Raw genomic sequence first — 19,764 nt, 5'->3', positions numbered from 1 at the left:
ATGCCTAAAGCGTCCCACCAAGAACTGCGCCGTGCGTTTCGTAAACTCCTTGCTTCTCCTCGTTGCTACCACACCGCCTCGGTGTTCGATCCGATGTCTGCGCGAATCGCCGCCGATCTCGGATTCGAAGTGGGTATCCTCGGGGGCTCGGTGGCGTCGCTACAGGTCCTTGCCGCACCGGATTTTGCCCTGATCACCCTGAGCGAGTTCGCCGAACAGGCGACTCGTATCGGTCGTGTCGCCCAACTGCCGTTCATTGCCGACGCTGACCACGGCTACGGTAACGCTCTCAATGTGATGCGCACGGTAATCGAGCTGGAGCGCGCCGGCGTTTCCGCGCTGACCATCGAGGACACCCTGTTGCCTGCTCAGTTCGGCCGCAAGTCCACCGACCTGATCAGCATTGAGGAAGGTGTAGGCAAGGTTCGTGCCGCCCTGGAGGCCCGGGTCGATCCCGAGCTGGTGATCATCGCCCGGACCAATGCTGCGGCCATTCCGACCGAGGAAGTCATTGCCCGTGCCGTTGCCTACCAGAACGCTGGTGCGGACGGCGTGTGCATGGTGGGTGTACGTGATTTCGCCCACCTGGAAGAGATCGCCGCGCACCTGACCGTGCCACTGATGCTGGTCACTTATGGCAATCCGCAATTGCACGATGACGTGCGCCTCGCCGAACTGGGCGTGCGCATCGCGGTCGATGGTCACGGCGCTTATTTCGCCGCGATCAAGGCCACGTACGACTGCCTGCGCGAACAACGTCGCATCACCAGCTCCGCCTCCGACCTGAGTGCGACCGAGCTGACTCACACCTATACCCAGCCGAACGACTACATCGTCTGGGCGCGTGAGTTCATGGACGTCAACGAGTAAGACCTTGCCTCACGCCGGAGCGCCGCCGCGCGTTCCGGCATCCGGGCGGCCGATGCTGTAGTAGGCCAGGCCCGCAGCGGCCATCTGTGCCGGCTCGAACAGATTGCGCCCATCGAACAGCACGCCGTCGAGCAGTTGTTGCCTGACCCGCTCGCTGTCCAGCACCCTGAAATCCTGCCATTCGGTGACGATCACCAGCGCGTTGGCGCCTTCCAGCGTGTCTTCCTTATTGTCCAGCAAGTGCAGGTCTGCACGATCGCCGAACAGACGCCGGGCTTCCTCGCGGGCTTGCGGGTCGAATGCGCGCACCTTGGCTCCGGCCCGCCACAGTGCACGCAGCAACACCAGGCTGGATGCCTCGCGCATGTCATCGGTGTTGGGTTTGAATGCCAAGCCCCAGACGGCGAAGGTCTTGCCTGCCAGGTCGCCGTCGTAGTGATCGAGGATCTTCTCGAACAGGCGATGTTTTTGCCGCTGATTGATGGCATCCACCGCCTGCAGCAGGCGCGGCTGGTAGTCGTATTGCTCGGCGATGCGTTGCAGGGCCGAAAGATCCTTGGGGAAGCATGAGCCACCGAAACCGCAGCCGGCATAGATGAAGTCGTAGCCGATGCGCGGGTCGGAGCCGATGCCGCGGCGTACAGCCTCGATATCCGCACCCATGCGTTCGGCCAGGTTAGCCATTTCGTTCATGAACGAGATCTTCGTTGCCAGCATGCAGTTGGCCGCGTACTTGGCCAATTCGGCACTGCGTGCATCCATGCTGATGAATTTGTCGTGGTTGCGGCTGAACGGGGCGAACAGGTCACGCAGCAAGACCAGGGTGGCCGGGCTGGCACCGCCGATCAGGATACGGTCCGGGCGCATGCAGTCGAGGACCGCCGAGCCTTCCTTGAGGAATTCCGGGTTGCTGACCACTTCCAGGCGGCTGGCCAGGCTGGGGGCGTGGCGGGCCAGGCGTTCCTTGATCGTGTCCACGGTACCCACTGGCGAGGTGGATTTGTTGACGATGATCTTCTTGTCCCTGGCATGCCGGGCGATGCTGTCGGCGACCGCGAAGACCTGGCTCAGGTCGGCACTGCCATCGGGTAGCGCAGGCGTGCCGACGGCGATGAAGATCACCGTGGCGCTGTCGATGGCCCGGGTAGCTTCGGTGGTGAACTGCAGGTGGGCGCTGGCCAGGCCTTTCTTCAACAGCATCGGCAGGCCGGGCTCGAAGATCGGGCACAGCCCCTTGGACAGGCCGGCAACGCGATCGGCGTCGACATCGACGCAGCACACCGAATGACCGACCTCAGCGAGGCAGGCGGCGAGGGTCAGGCCGACATAACCAGTACCGAACACGGCAAGTTTCATGGCGAAGCTCCGTTGACAGGCGATGCTGTTCCTTCCGCCGGTCGGGCGGGGCGTGCCCTGAACATGTCAGTGTCCGATGACAGTTGTATGAGGATCGGATAGCGGTTGCAGCACTGTTGCAGCGCAAATCGAGAAAAATCTTACTAGCGTTCAGGATCTTTCCCGTCCAGGCGGCGCCAAACCAACGGATCCGAAGCCGTCAAGGGTGGTAATCTCGCGCCCGGCGAGGCCTGTGCATGCAGCGCAGTGGCCGTTCTTACTCTCAGGGACATCTGGATCACTTCATGAAGAAAACACTCATCGCTATTGGCGGGCTGGTTGCCGTGTGCGCTGCCGCCTGTACCGGGGTTGCCTGGTACACCGGCAAGCAGTTGCCCGAGGTGCTCGACACCTCGCTGGCCCAGTCCAACCGGCAACTGACAGCGGCCTTGAGTGGCAGCGGCAGTGGCAAGGTGGAACTGCTGTCCCTGGAGTCTGGCGTGTTCAGCAGCGAGGCCCGCTACCGGCTGACCCTCGACGGTGCCGATGGCGAACATGTTCAGCTGGACTTTGCCGATCACCTGGAGCACGGGCCGTTTCCCTGGTCGCGTCTCAAGCGTCTGCAACTGCTGCCGGTGATGGCGGCCAGCAACTATGCGCTGGAAAAGAACGACGACAGCGCCCCCTGGTTCGCCGTCACCAGCGAGCAGTCGCCGCTGCAGGGCAGCATGAGCGTCGGTTACGGTGGCGCGATTCGCAACGAGTTGCTGGTGCGGCCTTTCGAGGTGAGCGACGAGGATGGTTTCTCCTTGTCATTTTCCGGCCTGACCTTGCGCATGGACTCCGCCCTGGAAGGCGAAGGGCTGCGCCTGCAAGGCGAGATGGGCCGGCTGGCGATCGCTACGGGGGGCGAAGCAGCGTCTAGCTTCAGCCTGAAGGACGTGACCCTGGCCACCGATTTCAAGATGAGCGACTACGGCTACTTCGTCGGATCCATGAACATCGACGTCGCGCAAAGCACTCTTTCGTTCGGTGACAATCAGTCGCTGCGTTTCGGCAAGTTCGAGCAACGTGATGTCTATCGCATCGAGGAGGCCGGTCTGTCGCTGAAGCAGGCGGCGACACTGGCCGACATCAGTTTCTCCGGCAAGCCGATCGGCAGTGCGCGCCTGGCATGGCGCGTGGAGCGCCTGAATCCCGAGGCGGTAGGTAGCCTGGTGAAGTGGTACGAGCAGAACCTGGTGCAACTGCAAAGCGCGGCCCTTGGTCTGGCGCCTGATGCCGGTGCTGCCATGCTGGACGATCCACAATTGCAGGCACCGTTGCTGCAACTGTTGGTGGGCGGTCCGCGCATCGCTCTCGAGGAGCTTTCGTTCAGGACCGCCAATGGCGAGAGCCGTTTCGACCTGGATCTGGATCTTTCCGGCAAAGGGCTGGACGGTGTGCCGCTTGAGCAGGCGTTCGCCCAGTCGGTGAAGTCGCTGCAGACCAACCTGAAGATTTCCAAGCCGATGGTCGGGGATCTTGCCGCGTTGCGCGCCACCCTGGAAGGTCTGGATGCCGAACAGGTGCGCCAGGCCTCGGCGTCCGGGGAAATGGTCGGCATGATCGCGCTGCAAAGCCAGCTCGCGACCGTCAAGGGCGACGATATCCTCCTGCAACTGGGCTATGCAGACGGCCAGGTGGACTTCAACGGGCAGAAGATGACCGTCGATCAGTTCGCCGCGCTGGTCCAGCAGCGCACCGCTGGGTTCAGCGGCAGCGCGCAGTAAAACCCTGCTACGGCGGGCGGCGTGTCGAGCGTCGTCCGCCGGCCTGTCCGGGCAAAAATCTCTTTGGAATTCATCCGATTGGCTGTAGCCTTCGGCCTCTCATAAAACCGAGGTCGCAGCGGACTTTTGCCACCCTGGCAAGGGCTGAGCTGTTACCCGAGTTGTCCGTGCCCGATGATACACTCGACTTACGCGCATCAGCGCCTGCAGGTCTTGCGAACATGACGCAGATTTCCGAACGCCTTCTGGTCCAGGCCCACCTGGACGCCAAGCAGCCCAAGCCCCTCACGTCTGAACAAGAGGCCGAATACCGTGCAGCCATCGCCGCCGAGCTCAAGGCGCGGGATGCAGTGCTGGTTGCCCACTATTACTGTGATCCGGTGATCCAGGCGCTGGCTGAAGAGACCGGCGGCTGCGTGGCCGACTCCCTGGAGATGGCCCGCTTCGGCAAGAACCATCCAGCCACCACCGTACTCGTGGCGGGTGTGCGCTTCATGGGCGAGACCGCCAAGATCCTCACCCCGGAAAAACGCGTGCTGATGCCGACCCTCGAAGCCACCTGTTCCCTCGACCTGGGCTGCCCGGTGGAGGAGTTCTCGGCGTTCTGCGACAAGCATCCGGAGCGCACCGTAGTGGTCTACGCCAATACCTCGGCGGCGGTGAAGGCCCGTGCTGACTGGGTGGTGACTTCCAGTTGCGCGCTGGAAATCGTCGAGAGCCTGATGGACAACGGCGAGACCTTCATTTGGGGACCGGACCAGCACCTGGGGCGCTACATCCAGAAGCAGACCGGTGCCGACATGCTGATGTGGGACGGTGCCTGCATCGTTCACGAAGAGTTCAAGTCGCGACAACTGGCCGATATCAAGGCACTGTATCCGGACGCTGCGATCCTGGTGCATCCGGAGTCGCCGGAGGCGGTGATCGAACTGGCCGACGCGGTAGGTTCCACCAGCCAGCTGATCGCTGCAGCGCAGCGTATGCCGAACAAGCGTTTCGTGGTCGCTACCGACCGCGGCATCTTCTACAAGATGCAGCAGCTGTGCCCGGACAAGGAGTTCATCGAAGCACCAACTGCCGGCAATGGTGCGACTTGCCGCAGTTGCGCGCACTGCCCGTGGATGGCGATGAATACCCTGGAGCGCACCCTGCAGTGTCTGCGGGAAGGGACCAACGAGATCTTCGTCGAGCCGGCGCTGGTGCCGCAGGCGATCAAGCCGTTGCAGCGCATGCTGGATTTCACCGCGGCGGCGCGCTTGAAACTGTCCGGTAACGCCTGAAGTCTTGGGGCTGCAAGGCAGCCCCAAATGCCCTCAGCGCATCATGTCCTTGACCATCCGCTGCTGCTCCAGCAGATCCCGCTGCCGGGCATCGATCCGCGAGGCCAACTGGAAGTTGTTGCCGGCGCGCCGCTTGGCGTAATCCAGCTGCTGTAGCGCCTGGTCGAAATCACCCGTCAGGGCGAAGAACTCGGCACGGGCCTGGTGCAGGCCGATGGTATTGCCGGAGAGACCGCGGGCTTCGGCCAGGTCGTACCAGACGTCCGGATCGTCAGGACGATTCTTGACCAGTGCTTCCAGTGACTTCTCCGCCTCGGCAGGCTTGTTCTGCTTGAGCAGCAGGTCGGCTGCCACCTGTTGCAACGGATAGTTGCCTGGATATAGCAGGCGCATCTTGTCGACCCGTTGCTGGGCGTCGGCCAGGCGATTGTTGGTGATGTCCAGGTCGATCTGGGTCAGGTTGTAGGTGATGTCGTTCGGTGCCTTGGCCAGCAGCGGCTTGAGGTTCTCCCGCGCTTCGTTGAGCTGGCCGCCTTTGATCTGCGCCAGGGCCAAGCCGTAGCGGGCCGCGTCGAGTTTCGGGTTTTCATCCAGCAGTGCACGGAAGCGCTTGGCCGCGAGGCCCGGGGTGCCTTCATAGAAGAGTTGTACGCGCGCCCGCATCAGTTGGTAACGCACGCTGTCCTCGGTGCCGCCGGCAGGCGCCTGTTCGGCGCGGTTGCGAGTGTCGGCGATCCGCGATTCGGTGACCGGGTGAGTCAGGAGGAATTCCGGCGGCTTGGCATCGAAGCGGTACTGGCGCATCAGGCGCTCGAACATGGTCGGCATGTTGCGTGGGTCGTAGCCGGCCTTTTCCAGGTTGAGGATGCCGATGCGGTCGGCTTCCTGCTCATTCTGCCGGGAGAAGCGCCGTTGTTCCTGGATCGCCGCGGCCTGGGTGCCGGCGATGGCGGCAATACCGGCGTCGCCGGCACCGGAAGCGGCGACCACGATGCCGGCGAGCAGCGCTGCCATCATCGGCAACTGCATGCGTTGCTGGGCCTCGACGCCGCGAGCGAAGTGGCGTTGCGACAGATGCGCCAGTTCGTGAGCCAGCACCGAGGCGTACTCGCCTTCGGTCTGCGCGTTGAGGAACAGGCCGCCGTTGACCCCGACGATCCCGCCGGGGGCGGCGAATGCGTTGAGGTCGGGGCTGTTGATCAGGATGAATTCCAGGCGCCGATCCTGCAGCTGGCTGGTTTCGGCAAGGCGGTAGACGCTGGTTTCGACGTAATCCTTGAGCTGCGGATCGGACAGCTGCGCGACATTGCCGCGCAGCAAGCTCAGCCAGGCGCGGCCGAGCTGATGTTCCTGTTGCGGCGAGACAATCGCGGAGCTGGCGTCGCCGAGTGACGGAAGGTCGTCGGCATGGCTCGGAAGCGCAAGCAGGCAGGCCAGCGTCAGCAGGGTAGGGCGCAGAACATTCATGCACGGAGCTCTGGTCGACAAAGAGCCTTACTGTAGCCGCCTCGCACGGTTGCGACCAGTGGCGGTATTCTGCGAGGCTTGCGTGCGCCGTACGCCAGGGCTTTTCTGGCGCGCCGGTTTTTCTGGAGAGTTGCAATGACCGACACCCTGCACCATGACGCCGAACTGGACGCCAGCGGCCTGAACTGTCCGCTGCCGCTGCTCAAGGCCAAGCTGGAGCTCAATCGCCTGGCCTCCGGCGCCGTGCTCAAGGTGATCGCCACCGACGCCGGCTCGCAACGCGACTTCCGCACTTTCGCCCAGCTTGCCGGTCATACGCTGCTGCTCGATACCGCCGAGGGCGGCACCTATACCTACTGGCTGAAGAAGGCCTGACCCGTTTTCCAGGAATCCTCGATGTTCAAAGTGCTTCGCAGCTGGCTGCACCGTTATTTCTCCGACGAAGAGGCGGTGGTGCTGGCTGTCCTGCTGTTCCTCGGTTTTACTGCCGTCCTGACCCTCGGCGGCATGCTTGCGCCGGTGCTGGCGGGCATGGTCCTGGCCTTCCTGATGCAGGGGCTGGTCAATGCCCTCGAACGCCTGCGGGTGCCGAGCAAGGTCGCGGTGGGGCTGGTCTTCACCTTGTTCATGGGGGCGCTGGCGGTGTTCCTGCTGGTGCTGGTGCCGTTGCTCTGGCACCAATTGATCACCCTGTTCAACGAGCTGCCGGGCATGCTCGGCAAGTGGCAGTCGCTGCTGTTGCTGCTGCCGGAGCGCTACCCGCATCTGGTCTCGGACGACCAGGTGCTGCAGGCGATCGAGGCCATGCGCGGAGAGATCGGCAAGTTCGGCCAGTGGGCGCTGACCTTCTCCCTGTCCAGTCTGCCGCTGCTGGTCAGCGTGATGATCTACCTGGTGCTGGTGCCGATCCTGGTGTTCTTCTTCCTCAAGGACCGCGAGACCATCGCCCGCTGGGTCAGCGGCTATCTGCCGCAGGAGCGCGCGTTGATGACCCGGGTCGCCGAGGAGATGAACCGTCAGATCGCCAACTACATCCGTGGCAAGGGTATCGAAATCCTGATCTGCGGCGTGGCGACCTATATCGCCTTCGTCGCCCTGGGGCTGAACTACGCGGCCTTGCTGGCGCTGCTGGTGGGACTGTCGGTGGTAGTGCCCTACGTGGGGGCTGTGGTGGTGACCGTGCCGGTGACCCTGATCGCCCTGTTCCAGTGGGGGTGGGGTGACCAGTTCATCTACCTGATGGCGGTCTACGCGATCATCCAGGCTCTGGATGGCAACGTGCTGGTGCCGTTGCTGTTCTCCGAGGCGGTTAGCCTGCACCCGGTGGCGATCATCTGCGCGGTGCTGCTGTTCGGCGGGCTGTGGGGTTTCTGGGGGATCTTCTTCGCCATTCCGCTGGCGACGCTGTTCAAGGCGGTGCTGGATGCCTGGCCGCGGCGCGAGCCGCAGGTAGCGCCGCTGCTCTAGAGCTTCAAGCCGCAAGTTTCAAGCGGCAAGAAAGAGCAATCCGTAGCGCTGCCGACTGCTCTTTCTTGCCGCTTGAAGCTTAAGGCTTGGCGCTTTTCAAGCCTTGTGCAGATCTTCGGCGGCAGAGAGAACCGCCGCCACATGGCCCGGCACCTTCACGCCACGCCACTCCTTGCGCAGCACGCCGTCCTTGTCGATCAGGAAGGTGCTGCGGTCGACGCCCATGTACTCCTTGCCATACAGCTTCTTCAGCTTGATCACGTCGAACAGCTGACACAGGCTCTCGTCCTTGTCGCTGATCAGCTCGAAGGGGAAGCCCTGCTTGGCCTTGAAGTTCTCGTGGGACTTGATGCCGTCGCGGGATACGCCGAACACCTCGGTGCCTGCAGCCTGGAAGGCAGCGTATTGGTCGCGGAAGTCACCGCCTTCGGTGGTGCAGCCCGGGGTGCTGTCTTTCGGGTAGAAGTACAGCACGACCTGGCGGCCCTTCAGGCCTGCGAGGCTGACCTGCTGGCCACTGGTGGCCTGGGCCTGGAAATCGGCGACGGGTTGGTCGAGTTCAACGGCCATGGAGAAGGCTCCTTACATCGGGTTCTGTGGACGCCAGGGTTCGATCAGTGCGTCCAGGTTGAGCGCGTCGGCAAAGTCCAGGAACTGGTCGCGCAACCAGCTGATCTGGGTGCCGGCGGGCAGCGTGACGGTGAAAGTGGCATTGAGCATGGTGCCGCCGGTCTGCGGTGCCTGGTAGGTGTCGCAGGTCAGGTTCTCCAGCTCGACGCGGTGGTCGATGAAGAACTGGCACAGCTCGTTGATGATGTCCGGGCGGTAGGCGGCACTGACGTAGGCGACATAGGGCAGCGACAGCGGGCGCACTTCCAGCTCGCTGCTGCGCACCACGTTGACGATGAAACCGTGCTTCTTGGCCAGGCTCGGCAGCGAGCCTTCGAAGCGCGCCAGGGCGTCCCAGTTGCCGGTGATCTGCAGGATCAGGGCGCTGCACTCGCCGTGGCGGGTCAGGCGCGAGGTCACCACCGAGCAGCGGCTGTCGTTGCTGGCGCGGCAGAGGATGTTGGTCAGCTCCATCGGGCTAGGGCCGAGGGCGCTGACGACAAGGAATTGTTCGCGGACGATGGGGGTGGACATAGCATTCCTAAAGCGATGAGCGGTCGGTACCTGACGCGGCAAAGAGACGGTTCAGCGGGTTCCAGGGGCTCTGGATCGAGGGGACTGACGCCGCCGGGACGCATTGTTGGCAGCCCGGCGGGCCGCTGTGTACCGATCAAAGGAGGAAGGGTAGCGAAAATGGCCGCGAAGGGGAATGCTCCGGGCGCCTGCGTCGCTTGTGCAAGCCCGATGGCGCCAGTACCATTACCGCTCTCTTTTTCCGGCAGGAGCAGCTTCATGATTGCGGGCAGTATGGTGGCATTGGTCACACCCATGGATGCACAAGGGCGTCTGGACTGGGACAGCCTCAGCAAACTCGTGGACTTCCACCTGCAGAACGGTACCCATGCCATCGTCGCCGTCGGCACCACCGGCGAGTCGGCGACCCTCGATGTCGAAGAGCACATCAAGGTCATCGAGTTCGTGGTCAAGCAAGTCAATGGTCGCATCCCGGTCATCGCCGGCACCGGTGCGAACTCCACCAGTGAAGCCGTTCACCTGACCCAGAACGCCAAGGACGCCGGTGCCGATGCCTGCCTGCTGGTCGTGCCGTACTACAACAAGCCGACCCAGGAGGGTCTGTACCAGCACTTCAAGCACATCGCCGAAGCCGTCGACATCCCGCAGATCCTCTACAACGTTCCCGGCCGCACCTCCTGCGACATGCAGGCCGAGACCGTGATCCGCCTGTCCACCGTGCCGAACATCATCGGCATCAAGGAAGCCACGGGCGACCTGGCTCGCGCCAAGGCGATCCTCGACGGCGTCAGCGACGACTTCATCGTCATGTCCGGCGACGATCCGACCGCGGTCGAACTGATCCTGCTGGGCGGCAAGGGCAATATCTCCGTGACTGCCAACGTCGCCCCGCGTGAAATGGCCGACCTGTGCGAGGCCGCCCTGCGTGGCGATGCCGAGACCGCCCGGGCCATCAACGAAAAACTCATGCCGCTGCACAAGCACCTGTTCTGCGAAGCCAACCCGATCCCGGTGAAATGGGCGCTCGTGGAAATGGGCCTGATGCACAAGGGAATCCGCCTGCCGCTGACCTGGCTGAGCGAGTCCTGTCACGACACCGTCCGCCAGGCCCTGCGCCAGGCTGGCGTGCAGTATTAATCGAGGAAGTACACCGCATGAAGCGATTGGCTGGTCTTTCCGCCCTTGCCCTGATCATTTCCAGCACCAGCGGTTGCGGCTGGTTGTGGGGCGAAGACGGGTATTTCCGTGACCGTGGCAGCGATTACCTGCAGGCGAACCCGACGCCGCCGATGCAGCTGCCGCCCGATGCGAGCAACGTCAAGCGTCTCGATCCACTGCTGCCGATTCCACGCAACGTCGCCGACGACACCGTCAAGGGCGAGTTCGAGGTTCCGCGTCCGTTGCCTCTGGCCGCCAGTGCCGAGGCCAGCGACTTCAGCCTGCAGAAGAGCGGCGCTGCCCGTTGGGTCCTGGCCCAGCGCGCCCCGGCCGAAGTCTGGCCGGTGGCCCGGCAGTTCTTCGAGGACAACGGTTTCCGTATTGCCGAAGAACGTCCGCAGACCGGTGAGTTCAACACCACCTGGCAGCGTTTCGACGAGCTTTCCGCGTCCATGGCCGATCGCCTCGGCGGCGCGGCCAGCAGCCGCGACGACGAGATCCGTGCCCGTGTACGGATCGAACCAGGCGTGCAGCGCAACACCAGTGAAGTCTACGTGGTGACCGTCGAGCGCAAGGCCGGCGACAGCGCCGAGCAGGAATTCCCGGCACGCTCCAGCAACACCGGCGTCGACGCCGTACTGGTCGACGAAATGCTCGCCAGTATGACCCGCAGCGCCGAGAAGGGCGGTTCGGTGTCCCTGCTCGCGGCCCGCGACTTCGACGCGCCAAGCCGCGTCAGCCTGAGCGAAGACGGCAGCGGCAACCCGGTACTGAACCTGGGCGCCGACCTCGATCGTGCCTGGTCCAGCGTCGGTCGTGCCCTGGAGCACGGCGAATGGCGTGTCGAGGACATCAACCGCAGCCTGGGCCTGTACTACATCAACCTGGCCGAGAAAGCCGAGCCGAAGAACCAGGAGCCTGGCTTCTTCAGCCGCATGTTCGGCAGCGCGCCGAGCAAGGAAGAGATCGAAGCCCGTGCCGAGCGTTATCAGGTTCGCCTGAGCAAGGTGGGTGACAGCGTCCAGGTCACCGTCGAGAAGAACATCAATACCGTGGCCCCGGCTGACGTGGCCCGTCGCGTACTGAGTGTCATCCAGGACAACCTGGGTTAAGTGCGCTTCGCGGTTCTTGGAAGCGGTAGCCAGGGAAATGGCACGCTGGTCTCCAGTGGCGATACGCACGTCCTGGTCGATTGCGGCTTTTCCCTGCGCGAAACCGAGCGGCGCCTGGCGCGGCTCGGTGTCACGGCCGATCAATTGAGCGCCGTGCTGGTGACCCACGAACATGCCGACCACGTGCATGGGGTGGGGCTGCTGGCACGGCGCTACAATGTTCCGGTGTACCTGAGTCGTGGCACCTTGCGGGGTCTGCGCAAACCGCTGGAGGCGACGGAGTTTCTCGCGGCGAACGACACCTTCGCCGTGGGCGCCCTGAGCATCAAGGCGGTGGGTGTTACCCACGATGCGCTGGAACCCTTGCAGTACGTGTTCAGCGACGGTCGTCGGCGCCTTGGCGTGCTGACCGACCTGGGCTGCTACGACGCGGTGCTGCTGGAGCACTACCGCGGCCTCGATGCCCTGATGATCGAAGCCAACCATTGCCGAGACCTGCTTGCCCGTGGGCATTACCCGGTTTTTCTCAAGCAGCGGGTCGGCGGCGACTACGGACATCTGAACAACCACCAGGCCGCGAACCTGGTGGCGGAACTGGGATGGGAGAATCTGCAGCACCTGGTGCTGGCCCACCTCAGCAGCAAGAACAACCTGCCACAGCTGGCCCGGCAATGTTTCGTCGATACCCTCGGGTGCGACCCGGACTGGCTGCAAGTGGCCAATCAGGATTGTGGGCTCGACTGGCGCGAAATCGTCTAGCCCCCCTCATTTAGCAAGCGGAGCCCATCATGGAAAAACGTGAAGAACTCTACCGCGGCAAAGCCAAGTCGGTTTACAAGACCGACGACGCTGACCGCTTGATCCTGCTGTTCCGTAACGACACCTCGGCGTTCGACGGCAAGCGTATCGAACAGCTGGACCGCAAGGGCATGGTGAACAACAAGTTCAATGCCTTCATCATGCAGAAGCTCGAAGAAGCCGGTATTCCTACCCAGTTCGACAAGCTGCTGGGCGACAACGAATGCCTGGTCAAGAAGCTCGACATGATTCCGGTCGAGTGCGTGGTCCGCAACTACGCCGCCGGTAGCCTGGTCAAGCGCCTGGGCGTCGAGGAAGGCATCAAGCTGGAGCCATCGACCTTCGAACTGTTCCTGAAGAACGACGAGAAGGGTGATCCGTTCATCAACGAATCCCACGTCGTCGCGTTCGGCTGGGGCACCGCTGACCAGTTGGCGAAGATGAAAGCGCTGTCGCTGAAGGTCAACGAAGTACTGACCAGGCTGTTCGACGACGCCGGCCTGCTGCTGGTCGACTTCAAGCTGGAGTTTGGCGTGTTCCACGGCGAGATCGTCCTGGGTGACGAGTTCAGCCCGGACGGTTGCCGCCTGTGGGACAAGGAAACCCGCAAGAAGATGGACAAGGACCGCTTCCGCCAGGGCCTAGGTGACGTCATTGAAGCCTACGAAGAAGTCGCAAAACGCCTGGGCGTGCCGCTGTAAGCCGGCGCGTTCGCGCAAGCATCTGAAAGCACGCGATTTTTTTCATCAAAAGGCTTCGCCTTTGAGAAAAGTGCTGGTATGATGCGCGCCACTGGAGAGATGCCGGAGTGGCCGAACGGGACGGATTCGAAATCCGTTGTACTGGCAACAGTACCTAGGGTTCAAATCCCTATCTCTCCGCCATACATGTAGTACGCGAAGCCCCTGAAAACGTTGACGTTTTCAGGGGTTTTGTCGTTTCGGGGTCAGCGCTTTGGGCAGGTTCCGGGCAAAAAATCACTCGTTCAGGCCGCATTAGGCCGGGGCGTAGTTCATTCATATGTCGTTCACAGCGATTGTTATCCTGTAGTTTTCCTCCTGGCAGACCTGATTATTTGTGGTTAGTGCAAGACGGTGACATCTGGCTGTAAGGAGGCGCTGCGTTTGGCACCGTCGAGCGGGCTATTTGGCACTAGGAAGCGCAAAAAAAATGGCCCTGAGATGCGAACCGAACAACGCATCTCAGAGCCGAACGTAGCGCGCAGTGCTTACCCAAAGAGCGCTACCTCCCTCTCACCTCAACCACTTACCGCAACCATCAACTGATGGCACCAATTTACACCTGGCTCGCAGCCAGTGTATTTCGCCTAGCTGAAATCAATAGTCGAGCCATGGGCTAACGAGTACCTCTGCACTTCCCGCCCATGGGTTGCCATTGTTAGCGTCCTTGACCACCAGCGTACGGGCCTTGCCCTCAAGCTCCGACGGCACCACCAGAAGGCGTGGGATAACCCCGAGTGGACGGCCCTCATCGCTTTTGTAGCCGAGCATCGCTTTGCGCGCTGCCTCGTAGTTCTCAGGCGTCAAAGGTGCTTTGGAGCAGTACGCGAATTGCCAGAAGCCGAATCCTGCGCTGACTCGCGCATCGACACCGTAGCGGTACTCCCTTCGCATCCAGACCGCCTCATCTTCCGCGCGGTTCATCGCACGCAAGTCATACTGTTGACGCTTCTGGAAGAGCAGAGGCTTCAAGGCCCGACTAACATCCATCAGATACCAAGCCGGTCCGTCACCATCCTGGAAATTACTTACTGACCGCTGGTTGTCTCCGGCAAGACCGACAGGGTGAGTGGTATCGAAGAAAAATTTGCCGTCATAGCATTTTTCCGTAGTGCCATTTTTGAGTAGGTTATAAACCAACTCGTCCGGGTGGACCGTAGCTGCCCTGCCCATTTCCTCAAAAAGTGGACCGAAAACACCAACTTGATCGTCTTCGATAATATCCTTCGATACGACAATGGAGCTTTCGTAGGATTTGTTTTGAATGACATAACCGTGCGCTGAGATATCCTTCAAAACACGATCACCGATCCATTCGCGAAATGCTGGGAACTGCCCAAGCCAGCCATACGTATTGCCCGAAGTCGTGGACGGCACCTCAGTGGCAATTTGTTTCCAGCTGGTTTGTGCCTTCTCCCCACCTTGGCGGAAAGCGGTTTTGAAGGCGGTAAAGAGAGCGTCAAGTGTTCTGTCAGTGATAAGCATGATTTAGCCCGAGTGGATTATTTGGAAACGCTTTGGATGATGTGGCGAATTCCGGCATTAGAAATGCCGAACTCTTTTACTAGCTCCGGAATTTTGACTCCGTTTTTCCACGCCAAATGAATCTTGTTGTTTCTATCTTTTCGAAGGTTTTGAAGGGCTCTCCCCGACAAACCGGACTGCTTTGCGAAGTCAGAGATGATGTCGTAAATGACAGATTGCGCTAGGTCAAACCTCAATGCGATATCCTGTATTGAAGCTTTACCATCTTCCCAGAAAGCGTAGATCTCAGCGTTTCGCTTTCTTCGCGAAAAATCGCGATCCATAGGGATGTAGAGGCATTGACCACCAAGCTTTTCTTTGATGGCCATAGTGGCGAGAAATGCATATTTCTCCGGACTAGCCCCAGACTCGAAGGTCGCCATTTTCTCAAGAATGGCGTCATAGATATCCAAGAGCGGCCCTTTACGTATCAAGTCCCTGCTTTCTGTCGAGTTGCTCATTGGGTTACCCCATTTATTTAAGTTGGCTAGTGTGGAGCGCGTCGCTGCTCCCCAATGATGTCGTAAACCAATTGCGTGCTGGATTTATGTTTTTTTGCGATCTCTCGAACTGACATTCCAGACCGGAAATCCTTAAACATCTGATTGTCGCGGATGTTCTTTTTAAAAGCGGTAGCTTTGGGCACGTAAACTATTGTTCCGCCAAAGACCTTGCACAACGCTAATACTGTTGCATTCGCAAGATGCGCTGGGGATGCGTCTCGCTCCATCTCGACATCAATTGCATGCTCGATGATCTCGATCATTTCAATCATCGACTTGGTGTATTTGGCTCTGCCACGGGGTGTGGTAGGCGACTTAATGACATCTTGCATTGCATGTGCCTTCCAATGAATGGCCTGCGCCGACAAGACTCATTTCATCACTTTACAGACAACGTATGAATTTCTTCCAGACGAAAGATAGAGCGGAAAGATTAGGAAGGCGTGGAGGATCATTACTAGGCTGCACGAAGGCCTTAGAGAGTCGCCAAGCACCCAATAAACATGCTTCGGTCAAGATGGATTGGCAGGCCATAGTGACTAGCACCGTTAGAGGCGCGTTAGATTTGCACAGGACGATTAAACGCAAACCGCTAGTCCTATGATAGCGCCTATGGCACACGACGCTTGGCTGGCGCCAAGAGACGCTCGGGGATATGGGGTGACTTGGGTGATGTGATTGGTGGCTGGACACTAGCGTAACAAAGGCGCCAGGAGGCGCCCTGTCAGAGCATGATCTCAATATCAGTCCGCCGGGAAAACTATCTTCCCCAAATTGGCATCATATACGATACCGCCACGTTTTATGGCTGGTGGTTTGGGACCGGTGTACTCAATGGGGATAAGCCGATAGTAAGCCGACCGATCACCATTCCCGGTCGAAATTAACTCGACGTACCCAGCTTTAGCGAGGTGCCTTAGATAAGTTCGGGCTGTCCACAACGAAACATCGAGTTTAGCTGACGAGCTTTCGGCTAAGCTTCTTGCGGTTACAGTGCCTAGGATTCTAAGCGTTCGCCACATGGCCTCATTTCTGAGTCCGGCGGTGCTGCTATTCCCTTTTCTGGTGACGCTCGGAGCATCTATGCCTGTATTTTTGACCAAGCAAAGCGTTTGCTCTAAAAAGTGATCTGCTCCGGCTATCCGCTTTAAGTAACCGGCGTTAACAAGTGATTGTATATAGCTGCGTACTGTCGCGTCGTGAACGCCAGACTTTCTTGCGATTGAGTAGCCGGTGAATCCTTCGGGGAATTTACATATCGCATCCCAGATTCGTTGTCGATTAGATTTTCCCGTGGCTCGTTCCACTTCAATCGGCTTTCTGCCTTGCTTTGCCATATCGACCCCAACCATATAGTTTTTCAGAACACAAATAAAAACTCCCGACGGCCTTGCGCAGTCAGGAGTTTGTTCTTTCATTCGATTACTTGGGTCTGGTAGCGTTGAATGCCGCTTCGTATAGTGACTCTGCATCACCAAGTAGAATTGCAATAGCTCGTGCTATGTTAGAAATTCCTTTCGCCTCACCTTCTACAATCTCACACGCCCCAATCGCATCAAGTAGGCCGCGTGCAGCATATTGACGCTCGGAGGCTGCGCTGTATAGAACTTCTGACGATGCATTGGTTTTGATGTAAAGCGCAGCGCGAGTTTCTGCGCGCCCATCCAGTGAGATAAACTTATCCATGGCGCACCTCATTATTCGAGAATGCTTCTAGGGCTCGTGCTTTCTCCATGGCTGCGTTGTAGCGACGAAGACGGACAGAAAGAGAGGAGTCGGCGTGCAAGGCGGCAATGGCTATCTTGCGAAGTGCTAGAGCACGGATTTTGGACGGAATGAGGGCGGTCATGATGGGGCTCCGTTTACTGATGGAGCTGCCGAATCGTCGCCAAACGATTGGTGGCAGCTGTGCGCAGGTTGGCGAACCGGGGTAAACGGAACCCGGCAGACCCGAAGGTCTCCCACGCACAGCGGCCATGACATATCGCGGGCACAAAAAAAGCGCCTGCGGTCTGGTTGGGCGCTGTTGCGCCGTTTACTCGTCGGGTCGCCAAACCCGGTCACTGAATTTGCAGTGACGCCCGAAATCTAGCGTCTAACGGTGGGCTACGCAAGCTTTTTTACCGGTCTCGCCACTTCTACCCATGCTGGGCGGCTTTGAACTGCACTGGAGAGTCGAGCTGTCCGATGTAGCCTATGTCTGCCAGCCGCTTGATGATTTGATGCTCACGAACTCGCAGCATTCCAAGTTCAATAAGCATGTCTGAGGTGGTGAGATTTGAGAGAGCGCCGCGCCTACCAGCCGCATCGGTCTGATGGGCTCTATCCTGAGCTTTTAGCTCAACGGAATAACGATGCACAGCGGATTTCCCGATCTTATACCCTTGAAGACTCAGCCATTCTGATAGTCCCACTAGACCGGAGTAACCCGACTGTCGCAGACGCGCGTTCAACTCCTCTCGCAGACCAGGAGGAATTTGCATGATCTTTCTTACTCTGGGCATTTTTACCTATGACGACTTGATAAACCTTATTGGTGCCTTGGCACTCAGACATTCTCAAGCTTTCTGGTGCGGATCGGCCTTAAAGACTCACGATAACTCGTCAACAACGAGGCCGATTTCCGCTCACTCCCTTTTCGCTTTCTCTCGCGGTCAGCCAGGGTGAGGGCAGAAGCGCAAATTACTGATTCTGCTATTTTTTTTGCAATCCGAAATGTCGGATTGCCTAGTTAATGATTTTTCGTTTGTTCCCTGCTGGAAAGCGAAGCGTATAGATCATGCAGCCTGGTACCTCAGACGGCCTCCACGGCTGGCTTACGCCCATGGTGAGGTGCAAGACGGCTTTCAGCTTTGGTTTCTTTTCTAAGCTGAGTTCGGGGATGCGCTAAACCTCTGCACGCCAGAGAGTGCGGGGCTTCTGCGGAAAGAAACCAGCTTTCAGCTTTCGTTTCTTTCCCTTTTCGACCTAAGGAAATTAAGTAGAAAGCGTGAGTCTGGTTTTCACTAGGTATCGCTTGGCTTGCAGCCCAATGATAGGGGAGAAACGCGGTGCCAATTGGGCCGCTCGAAAAGCCCATTTGGGCTAAAACACGTCGTTTTCCATTTTGCAGCTATTTGGCACCGGTTTGGCACTACCTGCACCCGCCAAAGCCCCGGTTTTCCGCCGTTATCCAGCGTCTTCCATGGTCTTCCCACCTGTTTTAGGCCGCTTTCGTTTGGTGCCAAACACAGCACCTCCTCACACTGGCCTGATAGGCACGAAGTCACTCACCGCCGAGAAAATAATCATGTCAAACCATAAGGCTCCCACTTCCAAGGATTCGTCCTGGCAGATGAATCTTCCGCAATTTGATGTCACTCCAAAACACAGCGCCTATGACGTCGTCATTATCGGCGGGGCAACCATGGGGGCATGCAGCGCCTGGTTTCTAGCGTCGAACCCGGACTTCAAAGGCAGAATCCTTATCGTCGAGCCCGACCCGACGTTCGCCAAAGCTCAAACCGGTGCATCGAACAACTGCATGCGTCAGCAATTTGCCAATCCGATTAATGTCAGGATCGGTCAGTTTGCTGCCGAGTTCGCGAAGGCTTTTCGTGAAAATCTTGGGGGCGACACTGCAGTACCGGAACTGCCAATCCGCAATTTCGGCTACCTGTATCTCTCCGACAACTCCACTCTCACCTCCCTGCTGGAGCGTGATCAGCAAGTTCAGGCGGAAAATGGCGCCGGCACACGTATGGTCGACCGCCAGGAGATAGCCGCGCAGTATCCTTTCTTCCGACTCGACGACATCGAAGCAGGCAGCCTGAACACCCAGGACGAGGGCTATTACAACGCTCCTTTGATGATCGAGTGGTTGATCAAGAAGTCGATTGAGCGTGGCGTGGAGTATGTCCGCAACAAGGTGGTCTCCATCGGGCGTGTAAACGACAAGGTCACCAGTGTCACGCTGGAAACCGGCGAAGTTATCGAGGCAGGCCATATCGTGAATGCGGCGGGAACCCGCGCGGGTGAGATCGCCGCCATGGCAGATCTCAAACTCGATATTCAACCCAAGCGTCGCTACACCTTCATTTTCCGCGCGAAGCAGCCGCTGGATCGCGATCTGCCGCTTACGATCGACCCTACCGGGGTGCATTTCCGGCAGTTCGGTGACGATTACTTGGTTGGCTGCCCGCCGATGGGTGAGGACGAGACGGTCGCTTGTGATGACTTCACCGCAGAAGGGGGAATCTGGGAGAAGAAGGTTCACCCCATTCTGTCAAAGCGCATTCCACAGTTCAGTGATGTGGAAGTCATCGACTTCTGGATGGGGCACTACGATTTCAACACCTTCGATTACAACGTGGTGATCGGGCCCCATGACGTGGTATCGAATTTCCACTTCACCAATGGCTCTTCGGGCCACGGTTCCCAACAGGGGCCTGCTGTGGGACGCGGCATAGCCGAGCAGATCATCTACGGTGAGTTTCGCTCGCTGGATCTGTCGCCGTTCCTTTACTCGCGCTTTGCCAAGGGCGAGCGAGTGATCGAACGGGCCGTGATCTGATAAAGCCCACGGCGCTGATATTCGTCATCAGCGCCGTCATCAT

The 19,764-nt window shown here is 59.5% G+C and carries 21 protein-coding genes and 1 tRNA gene; 11 read left to right on the top strand and 11 right to left on the bottom strand.

The window, feature by feature from the left end; translation table 11 throughout:
- Positions 1 to 870, top strand: a complete 870-nt coding sequence (locus AC5QPF_RS24070; protein WP_042121785.1) for an isocitrate lyase/PEP mutase family protein — start codon at positions 1 to 3, stop codon at positions 868 to 870.
- 9 nt (positions 871 to 879) lie between these two features.
- On the opposite strand, the gene AC5QPF_RS24065 is transcribed toward AC5QPF_RS24070, so the two are convergent.
- Positions 880 to 2,226, bottom strand: a complete 1,347-nt coding sequence (locus tag AC5QPF_RS24065) for a nucleotide sugar dehydrogenase (protein WP_494960218.1) — start codon at positions 2,224 to 2,226, stop codon at positions 880 to 882.
- 284 nt (positions 2,227 to 2,510) lie between these two features.
- On the opposite strand from AC5QPF_RS24065, the gene AC5QPF_RS24060 reads away from it, so the two are divergent.
- Entirely contained in the window at positions 2,511 to 3,977 is a 1,467-nt protein-coding gene (locus AC5QPF_RS24060; RefSeq protein ID WP_494960217.1) for a DUF945 family protein, read from the top strand.
- 221 nt (positions 3,978 to 4,198) lie between these two features.
- Positions 4,199 to 5,257 (top strand): quinolinate synthase NadA, encoded by a 1,059-nt coding sequence (gene nadA, locus AC5QPF_RS24055; protein WP_494960216.1) that lies wholly within the window; start codon positions 4,199 to 4,201, stop codon positions 5,255 to 5,257.
- A 33-nt stretch (positions 5,258 to 5,290) separates the two neighbouring features.
- Here nadA and AC5QPF_RS24050 read toward each other — a convergent pair whose 3' ends face one another.
- The gene (locus AC5QPF_RS24050) at positions 5,291 to 6,724 is read right to left on the bottom strand and encodes a M48 family metalloprotease (protein ID WP_494960215.1); all 1,434 of its coding nucleotides are present in this window, start codon (positions 6,722 to 6,724) and stop codon (positions 5,291 to 5,293) included.
- 135 nt (positions 6,725 to 6,859) lie between these two features.
- Between AC5QPF_RS24050 and AC5QPF_RS24045 the strand changes: the two genes are divergently transcribed.
- Together AC5QPF_RS24045 and AC5QPF_RS24040 are read left to right on the top strand one after the other, a co-directional pair.
- A complete protein-coding gene (locus tag AC5QPF_RS24045; protein ID WP_330077089.1) occupies positions 6,860 to 7,099 on the top strand; it encodes a sulfurtransferase TusA family protein in 240 nt (79 codons plus the stop codon).
- 21 nt (positions 7,100 to 7,120) lie between these two features.
- Positions 7,121 to 8,191, top strand: a complete 1,071-nt coding sequence (locus tag AC5QPF_RS24040; protein WP_494960214.1) for an AI-2E family transporter — start codon at positions 7,121 to 7,123, stop codon at positions 8,189 to 8,191.
- 96 nt (positions 8,192 to 8,287) lie between these two features.
- On the opposite strand, the gene AC5QPF_RS24035 is transcribed toward AC5QPF_RS24040, so the two are convergent.
- Both AC5QPF_RS24035 and AC5QPF_RS24030 read right to left on the bottom strand, forming a co-directional pair.
- Complete coding sequence (locus AC5QPF_RS24035) at positions 8,288 to 8,761, bottom strand: redoxin domain-containing protein (RefSeq protein ID WP_494960213.1); 474 nt, start codon at positions 8,759 to 8,761, stop codon at positions 8,288 to 8,290.
- 12 nt (positions 8,762 to 8,773) lie between these two features.
- Positions 8,774 to 9,334, bottom strand: coding sequence for a glycine cleavage system transcriptional repressor (locus tag AC5QPF_RS24030; protein ID WP_330077092.1), 561 nt, complete (start codon positions 9,332 to 9,334; stop codon positions 8,774 to 8,776).
- Positions 9,335 to 9,592: 258 nt separating this feature from the next.
- On the opposite strand from AC5QPF_RS24030, the gene dapA reads away from it, so the two are divergent.
- The 5 genes from dapA to AC5QPF_RS24005 all read left to right on the top strand — a co-directional run bounded on the left by dapA (position 9,593) and on the right by AC5QPF_RS24005 (position 13,286).
- Positions 9,593 to 10,471 carry a 4-hydroxy-tetrahydrodipicolinate synthase gene (gene dapA, locus AC5QPF_RS24025; RefSeq protein WP_458978578.1) on the top strand — a complete coding sequence of 293 codons (879 nt, stop codon included), beginning with the start codon at positions 9,593 to 9,595 and terminating at the stop codon, positions 10,469 to 10,471.
- A gap of 17 nt (positions 10,472 to 10,488) precedes the next feature.
- Complete coding sequence (bamC, locus tag AC5QPF_RS24020; protein WP_494960212.1) at positions 10,489 to 11,604, top strand: NlpB/DapX family lipoprotein; 1,116 nt, start codon at positions 10,489 to 10,491, stop codon at positions 11,602 to 11,604.
- Positions 11,605 to 12,363, top strand: coding sequence for an MBL fold metallo-hydrolase (locus AC5QPF_RS24015; protein WP_494960211.1), 759 nt, complete (start codon positions 11,605 to 11,607; stop codon positions 12,361 to 12,363). It begins immediately after the preceding gene.
- A 29-nt stretch (positions 12,364 to 12,392) separates the two neighbouring features.
- Positions 12,393 to 13,103: a phosphoribosylaminoimidazolesuccinocarboxamide synthase gene (purC, locus tag AC5QPF_RS24010; RefSeq protein ID WP_494960210.1), complete on the top strand. Its 711-nt coding sequence runs from the start codon at positions 12,393 to 12,395 to the stop codon at positions 13,101 to 13,103.
- Between the two features lie 93 nt (positions 13,104 to 13,196).
- Positions 13,197 to 13,286: transfer RNA gene (locus AC5QPF_RS24005), tRNA-Ser, on the top strand.
- A gap of 453 nt (positions 13,287 to 13,739) precedes the next feature.
- On the opposite strand, the gene AC5QPF_RS24000 is transcribed toward AC5QPF_RS24005, so the two are convergent.
- The 7 genes from AC5QPF_RS24000 to AC5QPF_RS23970 form a co-directional block, all read right to left on the bottom strand.
- Complete coding sequence (locus AC5QPF_RS24000; protein WP_494960209.1) at positions 13,740 to 14,627, bottom strand: Mu-like prophage major head subunit gpT family protein; 888 nt, start codon at positions 14,625 to 14,627, stop codon at positions 13,740 to 13,742.
- 17 nt (positions 14,628 to 14,644) lie between these two features.
- Positions 14,645 to 15,127, bottom strand: coding sequence for a Mor transcription activator family protein (locus tag AC5QPF_RS23995; protein ID WP_494960208.1), 483 nt, complete (start codon positions 15,125 to 15,127; stop codon positions 14,645 to 14,647).
- Between the two features lie 26 nt (positions 15,128 to 15,153).
- Entirely contained in the window at positions 15,154 to 15,501 is a 348-nt protein-coding gene (locus AC5QPF_RS23990) for a Mor transcription activator family protein (RefSeq protein ID WP_494960207.1), read from the bottom strand.
- 411 nt (positions 15,502 to 15,912) lie between these two features.
- Positions 15,913 to 16,587 (bottom strand): hypothetical protein, encoded by a 675-nt coding sequence (locus AC5QPF_RS23985; protein ID WP_494960206.1) that lies wholly within the window; start codon positions 16,585 to 16,587, stop codon positions 15,913 to 15,915.
- A 4-nt stretch (positions 16,588 to 16,591) separates the two neighbouring features.
- Positions 16,592 to 16,855: a hypothetical protein gene (locus tag AC5QPF_RS23980; protein ID WP_494960205.1), complete on the bottom strand. Its 264-nt coding sequence runs from the start codon at positions 16,853 to 16,855 to the stop codon at positions 16,592 to 16,594.
- Complete coding sequence (locus tag AC5QPF_RS23975) at positions 16,848 to 17,018, bottom strand: hypothetical protein (RefSeq protein WP_494960204.1); 171 nt, start codon at positions 17,016 to 17,018, stop codon at positions 16,848 to 16,850. The genes AC5QPF_RS23980 and AC5QPF_RS23975 overlap by 8 nt, the downstream gene beginning before the upstream one ends.
- A 289-nt stretch (positions 17,019 to 17,307) precedes the next feature.
- The gene (locus AC5QPF_RS23970; RefSeq protein ID WP_494960203.1) at positions 17,308 to 17,652 is read right to left on the bottom strand and encodes a phage protein Gp27 family protein; all 345 of its coding nucleotides are present in this window, start codon (positions 17,650 to 17,652) and stop codon (positions 17,308 to 17,310) included.
- 851 nt (positions 17,653 to 18,503) lie between these two features.
- Between AC5QPF_RS23970 and AC5QPF_RS23965 the strand changes: the two genes are divergently transcribed.
- Positions 18,504 to 19,721 carry an FAD-dependent oxidoreductase gene (locus AC5QPF_RS23965; RefSeq protein WP_494960202.1) on the top strand — a complete coding sequence of 406 codons (1,218 nt, stop codon included), beginning with the start codon at positions 18,504 to 18,506 and terminating at the stop codon, positions 19,719 to 19,721.
- Positions 19,722 to 19,764: the final 43 nt, after the last annotated feature.

The organism is Pseudomonas sp. Con_6 (genome assembly GCF_059379395.1).
This window is presented reverse-complemented; position numbering and strand designations above follow the sequence as displayed.

What these genes read in the sequence shown, in the direction of transcription:
- AC5QPF_RS24070 (WP_042121785.1), top strand. Translation starts at nt 1, where the DNA reads ATGCCTAAAGCGTCCCACCAAGAACTGCGCCGTGCGTTTCGTAAACTC.
- AC5QPF_RS24065 (WP_494960218.1), bottom strand. Translation starts at nt 2,226, where the DNA reads ATGAAACTTGCCGTGTTCGGTACTGGTTATGTCGGCCTGACCCTCGCC.
- AC5QPF_RS24060 (WP_494960217.1), top strand. Translation starts at nt 2,511, where the DNA reads ATGAAGAAAACACTCATCGCTATTGGCGGGCTGGTTGCCGTGTGCGCT.
- nadA (WP_494960216.1), top strand. Translation starts at nt 4,199, where the DNA reads ATGACGCAGATTTCCGAACGCCTTCTGGTCCAGGCCCACCTGGACGCC.
- AC5QPF_RS24050 (WP_494960215.1), bottom strand. Translation starts at nt 6,724, where the DNA reads ATGAATGTTCTGCGCCCTACCCTGCTGACGCTGGCCTGCCTGCTTGCG.
- AC5QPF_RS24045 (WP_330077089.1), top strand. Translation starts at nt 6,860, where the DNA reads ATGACCGACACCCTGCACCATGACGCCGAACTGGACGCCAGCGGCCTG.
- AC5QPF_RS24040 (WP_494960214.1), top strand. Translation starts at nt 7,121, where the DNA reads ATGTTCAAAGTGCTTCGCAGCTGGCTGCACCGTTATTTCTCCGACGAA.
- AC5QPF_RS24035 (WP_494960213.1), bottom strand. Translation starts at nt 8,761, where the DNA reads ATGGCCGTTGAACTCGACCAACCCGTCGCCGATTTCCAGGCCCAGGCC.
- AC5QPF_RS24030 (WP_330077092.1), bottom strand. Translation starts at nt 9,334, where the DNA reads ATGTCCACCCCCATCGTCCGCGAACAATTCCTTGTCGTCAGCGCCCTC.
- dapA (WP_458978578.1), top strand. Translation starts at nt 9,593, where the DNA reads ATGATTGCGGGCAGTATGGTGGCATTGGTCACACCCATGGATGCACAA.
- bamC (WP_494960212.1), top strand. Translation starts at nt 10,489, where the DNA reads ATGAAGCGATTGGCTGGTCTTTCCGCCCTTGCCCTGATCATTTCCAGC.
- purC (WP_494960210.1), top strand. Translation starts at nt 12,393, where the DNA reads ATGGAAAAACGTGAAGAACTCTACCGCGGCAAAGCCAAGTCGGTTTAC.
- AC5QPF_RS24000 (WP_494960209.1), bottom strand. Translation starts at nt 14,627, where the DNA reads ATGCTTATCACTGACAGAACACTTGACGCTCTCTTTACCGCCTTCAAA.
- AC5QPF_RS23995 (WP_494960208.1), bottom strand. Translation starts at nt 15,127, where the DNA reads ATGAGCAACTCGACAGAAAGCAGGGACTTGATACGTAAAGGGCCGCTC.
- AC5QPF_RS23990 (WP_494960207.1), bottom strand. Translation starts at nt 15,501, where the DNA reads ATGCAAGATGTCATTAAGTCGCCTACCACACCCCGTGGCAGAGCCAAA.
- AC5QPF_RS23985 (WP_494960206.1), bottom strand. Translation starts at nt 16,587, where the DNA reads ATGAAAGAACAAACTCCTGACTGCGCAAGGCCGTCGGGAGTTTTTATT.
- AC5QPF_RS23980 (WP_494960205.1), bottom strand. Translation starts at nt 16,855, where the DNA reads ATGGATAAGTTTATCTCACTGGATGGGCGCGCAGAAACTCGCGCTGCG.
- AC5QPF_RS23975 (WP_494960204.1), bottom strand. Translation starts at nt 17,018, where the DNA reads ATGACCGCCCTCATTCCGTCCAAAATCCGTGCTCTAGCACTTCGCAAG.
- AC5QPF_RS23970 (WP_494960203.1), bottom strand. Translation starts at nt 17,652, where the DNA reads ATGCAAATTCCTCCTGGTCTGCGAGAGGAGTTGAACGCGCGTCTGCGA.
- AC5QPF_RS23965 (WP_494960202.1), top strand. Translation starts at nt 18,504, where the DNA reads ATGAATCTTCCGCAATTTGATGTCACTCCAAAACACAGCGCCTATGAC.